Source organism: Allobaculum sp. (assembly GCF_047010065.1).
GTDB classification, from domain to species: Bacteria; Bacillota_I; Bacilli_A; order Erysipelotrichales; family Erysipelotrichaceae; genus Allobaculum; species Allobaculum fili.
This window is the reverse complement of the sequence record NZ_JBKXLD010000131.1, coordinates 1-5303: the sequence shown is the minus strand read 5'-3', so window position 1 is coordinate 5303 and position 5303 is coordinate 1. Positions and strand designations below refer to the sequence as shown.

The following is a 5303-nucleotide window of genomic DNA, read 5'->3' as shown; positions in this document are numbered from 1 at the left end:
GGCAGTGATCGACGGCTGCGTTGAGCTGTTCTTCTTCGTTTTCTTCGAGCAGCTACATAAAAGGGAGGCAATCGTCCTCGCTGAAAATGCCGTCTTCTTTCCAGCAGCCGGCTTTTTGCATCGCCGCGCTGTTGGCCGTAAGAATGTGCGTACAGGAGCGTTCGATGACAATCGGTATGTCGGCGCTGACGGCGTCGAGATCCGTTCGGGTCGGCATCCGTTTTTCGTTCAGATCTTCCTGATTCCAGCCCATGCCATGGACGATCCGCTCGCTTTTGTCGATCTGTTCCTGAACGAGCGTCTGAATGTCCTTCATGCTTCTCGCGTTCTGGAGCGGCGCGCAGCTGAGTGCCTGTCCGGTCATGATCAGATGAAGGTGCGAATCATGAAATCCCGGATAAATCCAGGCGCCTTTTGCATCCACACACTCATCCGACTCGTTTTGAAGGGTCTCCAGGGTTCCCGTTTTCTCGATTCGCGCATCATTGATCAGCAGCGCCGTATCATCTGGATGCGCGTAAATGTGCGCATTGAACAGTAAAGTTTTCATTTGGCTTCTCCCATTTTCAAAAGAAGAGACTGTCTCTCTTTCCTGAAGGTTTCTGTCGTATTTCGATCGTTCTTTTCGAATTTTATATATAGAAAAGCCGGAATGGGTATCCGGCTTTTTTTTCAGTATGAGTTTTTATCGTGAACTGGGCGAAAAATTACTCTTCGATCGTTACGTACTTGTAAACGAACGGTACGCCAACTGGGTTGTCGACGAGGTTTTTCACTTTCGGGTTCAGCAGATCGGATGCACCGGTCTGGAATACAGGGCCTACAGCCACGTCGTCCATGGCGATCTTTTCTGCTTCTTTCAGCAGTTCCCAGCGCTCTTCAGCCGATGCAGCGCTTGCGGCTTCATCGAGCTTATCGGAATAAGCGGTGTTCGGGTATTTACCGAAGTTGAAGGATCCGCCTGGGAGCAGAACGTTCAGATATGTAGTCGGGTCTGCGTAGTCCGGGCCCCAGCGGGTGAGAACGATGTCAAAGTCGCCGTTCTGCTGGGTTTTCAGACGGGCGTTCTTTTCCTGCTGAATCATTTCGATGTTCAGACCATCGAGTTTTGCGAATTCGGACTGGATGAATTCAGCGGCTGGTTTAGCAGGATCGCTTGGCTCAAACAGGAAACGCAGGCTGATGGTGTCCTTGCCGAGTTCCTTTTTCGCCTGATCAAACAGTTTCTGCGCTTCTGCAAGGTTGTCTTCGTAATCGCCGGCGAAGTAGGCTTCAGCGGTTTCACGATAGTCCTTGCCGTCTGGTCCGTTGGCCAGTGCTTTGGTTACAAAACCTTCAGCTGGGATGGATCCGTCTTTGAGGATTTCATCGGTCAGGTTGGTTTTGTCGACAACGAGAGTCAGCGCCTTGCGCAGGTTTTCGTTGGCGAGATCTTCGTTTTCAAAGTTGTACTGGAGGTACCAGAGGAAGCTTCCCAGTACAGAAGTGAAGGCTTCGTCGTCTTTGTATTTATCAACGAGCGAAGAGTTCAGACGGGCATAGTCTGCCGATCCGTTTTCGTAAGTCAGTGCGGCGGTCGATGGATCTGGAACAACGGAAATGTTGATTTCATCGAGGGCGACATCGTCAGCGCCCCAGTATTTCTGGTTCTTGACGAATTTGAGGGAGTTGCCCTTGGTCCAGTTTTCGAGTTCGAACGGACCGCAGAACAGCAGATTTTCCGGAGACAGACCGTACTGGTCGCCCTGTTCTTCTGCGAATTTCTGGTTGATGGGGTAGAACGGAGGGAATGTGGTCAGCGATACAAAATACGGAGTTTTACGGCTGAGCGTAACTTCGAGTGTCTTGTCGTCTTTTGCGGTAACTGCGATTTCATCTTTCTTTTCCGGGTCGCCCATGGCTTCATCTGCACCTTTGATGCAGGCGCCATCCGTTGTGAAGAGGTACGCATAGTCCGCTGTCGGGTCGGTAATGGTATCTTTCCATGCGTATTCGAAATCCGCCGCGGTAACGGGATCGCCGTTGGACCATTCGGCATCACGCAGATGGAAGGTATACGTCAGTTCATCGTCCGATACGTCGTAGCTTTCGGCAAGAGCCGGGACGATGTTGTGTTCAGGATCAGTGGTTTCCAGACCTTCGATAACCATGTTGATGGCTTCAAAGGACGTACCGTCGGTTGCCAGGGAGGAATCCATGGTAATGACATCGTTTTCCTTGATCAGGTTAAGAACCTGGGAACCAGTGGAAGATCCCGATGTGTTGCTCTGGTCTGTGCCGCCAGCTGGTGCGCTGGAGCAGGCCGCCATGGAAACAGCAGCCAGTGCGACTACGGACCCTTTTACAATCTTGTTCATAAAGAGTTCCTTTCTTCTTTTCCACCATTATACGAATCGCAATTCAAATAACGGTTGGATTTGGGAAAACCGAAAGGAATGATTTAAATGTGTTCGCTTTTAACCGGAAATTGATTTTTTCTCCTTCCGCTGTCGCTTTGCTTCAACAATCTGGTTAGCTATTTTTCAAAAACGAGGGCGCGCTTCCTCCACGCGACGCCCGCTGCCGTTCAAAACCGGATTCAGTCAGGAGAGAAAGGTAAAAACCGGTCGGAAAAGCCGCCCTACTCGTATGTGGCTCCGCTGGACACAAACGTCTGCTTTACAGTGTCAAACAGCCCTTTGTCCGTCAGACGAAGTTCCGGAATTACCGGCAGAGCCAGGAAGGCCAGACTGGTAAACGGGTCTACGCCTTTTTCAATGCCCATGGACTGTGCGAGCGCAATCAGACGATTCTGCTTCTCGACAATTTCTTCGGGTGCGGCTTCGCTCATCAGGCCGCCGACTTCCAGCGGCAGAGCCGCCTGAACGCGTCCATGAGAAGCCAGCGCATAGCCGCCGTTCATCTCGGTCAGGGCGTTAATCGCGCAGGCCAGATCTTCGCGGTTATCCCCGATCGCGATGACATTGTGCGCGTCATGCGCAAACGAGGAAGCGATGGCCCCGCCTTTCAGACCGAACCCTTTGACCAGACAGCTTTGAACAGCACCGGTTTTTCCATAGCGTTCGCAAAGAACGAGCTGACTGATGCCCGGCATGGCCAGCGGATCTTCTCCATCTTCGACGTACATCGTTCCATCGTGCGTGAGCAGTTCGCCTGGAATGAGTTCAATCCGGTGCAGATCGCCCGAGAATACCGGCAGATCGTCCGCCTGGAACGTCGGCAGATGCACGCTGTGATACAGCGGCGCAAAGCGTTTCCGCCGCTCTGCTTCGGTTTTCGCGTTTTCTGAAGACGACATGGCTTTGGTGAATTCCTCTTCGATCTGCGCGTACGGCTTTCCGTTTTTGTACACATCGATAATTTCAAAGTCTTTCAGATCCTTGACGATGACCAGATCCGCCAGATAGCCGGGAGCCACGGCTCCATGTTCTTTCAGTCCAAAATGGCGGGCGCTCTGAATGGTCGCCATGCAGACGGCTTCGATCGGGTCGGCCCCGACATCCACGGCCTTTTTCAGGCACCAGTCGATATGACCGCGCGTTTCGATTTCTTCGAGATGCTTGTCATCGGTACAGAACGAGCAGTTTTCCAGCGATACGCCTTTTTCGATCAGGCCCTGCAGGATGGCTTCGAGATTTTGCGCGCCCGATCCTTCCCGCAAAAACAGATGCAGACCGGCTTCCAGCTTTTCGATCGCCTCGTCGGCATTGACCGCTTCGTGATCACTCGTAATGCCCGCCAGCCGATACGCCATCAGATCACGGCCATGAACGCCGGGCGCATGCCCGTCGATGGGCCGGCCTTCAAACGTTTCCAGAATTTCCAGCATGCACTTATCTCCGTTCAGCACATCGTGAAAACGCATCACTTCGCCCAGGCCAAACACCTGATGATTTTTCACATACGGTTCCATATCCCGGGCCATAAAATCGCCGGCGCCGTTCGTTTCAAAACCGGTGGAGGGAACGGAAGAGGGCATCATCACATAAATATCGAGCGGAGAGAGCGCGGCTTCTTCGAGCATGTAGTCCAGCCCGGCTTTTCCGCCGGCATTGACGATTTCATGCGGGTCCGCCATCAGCACCGTCGTTCCCCGCTTCAAAAGCGGCAAAGAGACGCGAAGGGGCGAAGCCAGCGTGCTTTCAATATGAATATGGGCATCGATCAGACCCGGCAAAACATACGCGCCGTTCAGATCGTGCTCTTCCTTGCCGGTATACGATCCGATACCCGTAATTTTTCCGTCGTTGATCGCAATATCTCCGGATACGATCGTGTGGGTAAAGACATTGACGATGTTCGCGTTTTTCAGAACCAGATCGCTGTCTTCGAGTCCTCTGGCTTTACGTATCGTTTTCTGCATAAATTCAAGATTCATAAATGGATTCCTTCTTTATCCCCGGACAAAGAGACTGGTTCAGCGTGTTTCGAATCGTCTCGACCGCTTCAGGCCGATCCGTTTTTCGTGGACATTCTTTCCGGGGACAGGATTTTGTATTTCGTTTTCAAAGCGCCGATCTCGCCGGCCTGTTATGGAGCCGCTTTGGGGATCGGTTTGAGAAAGTATACCTTTGACCTGCATAAAATTATAAGAATCTGGTCGAGAAACTATCCTTAGAAGACATTTTCATTTTTCATCGCCTGACCGCCTGGCCAGATCTGCCCATCAAAAAAGAGCGCGTTTCCTGTTCTGGAAACGGCGCTCCTGCTTCTGCATTGGGTCATGAAAAGACCGGCTTTGGGCGCTCGATCTGGCCTGTTCGATTGGACCATACGGCTAGCGGATATTCTGTCTGACCTTTTCGTTTCTTCAGTCTTTGAACTTGTCCGCATCCAGCATGCGGATGACTCTGGCCGGACTGCCGACAACAACGGCGTAATCGGGCACATCCCGGTTGACCAGCGAATTGGCACCGACGACGGCGTATTTTCCGACGGTAACGCCGGGAAGAATCGTCGCATTGGCGCCGATCCAGGCGCCTTTTTTGATGCGGATATCCGCGACGGTCAAAATATCGCGTTCATAAAAATCATGATTGTTTGTGATCAGCGCGCAGTTGAGCGCAATGCGCACATCGTCTTCAATCGTGATCTGGCCCGCACTCATGCACTTGCAGAAGGGCATGATGGAACAGTGCTTTCCGATATGAATATTGGATGCGAGATTGCAGTAAAACGGCGGACGAACGCGCGTACCTTCTCCTAAATCCGACAGCAGTTCGTGCAGCAGCGCTTTATACTCCGCGCTTTCGGGCATGACTTGTCCCATTTCAAAAATCAGCCGGTCGGTACGTTCCCCTTCC

The 5303-nt window shown here is 52.2% G+C and carries 4 protein-coding genes; all 4 read right to left on the bottom strand.

The window, feature by feature from the left end:
• Window positions 1-52: 52 nt before the first annotated feature.
• Window positions 53-550, bottom strand: coding sequence for an amidohydrolase family protein (locus tag ACLUYS_RS09260; RefSeq protein WP_412659680.1), 498 nt, complete (start codon window positions 548-550; stop codon window positions 53-55).
• A gap of 157 nt (window positions 551-707) precedes the next feature.
• Entirely contained in the window at window positions 708-2357 is a 1650-nt protein-coding gene (locus ACLUYS_RS09255; RefSeq protein WP_230266884.1) for a peptide ABC transporter substrate-binding protein, read from the bottom strand.
• A gap of 263 nt (window positions 2358-2620) precedes the next feature.
• Window positions 2621-4378: an adenine deaminase gene (ade, locus tag ACLUYS_RS09250; RefSeq protein WP_412659679.1), complete on the bottom strand. Its 1758-nt coding sequence runs from the start codon at window positions 4376-4378 to the stop codon at window positions 2621-2623.
• A gap of 432 nt (window positions 4379-4810) precedes the next feature.
• A partial coding sequence (locus tag ACLUYS_RS09245; RefSeq protein ID WP_412659678.1) for an acyltransferase occupies window positions 4811-5303 on the bottom strand: 493 nt, incomplete at its 5' end.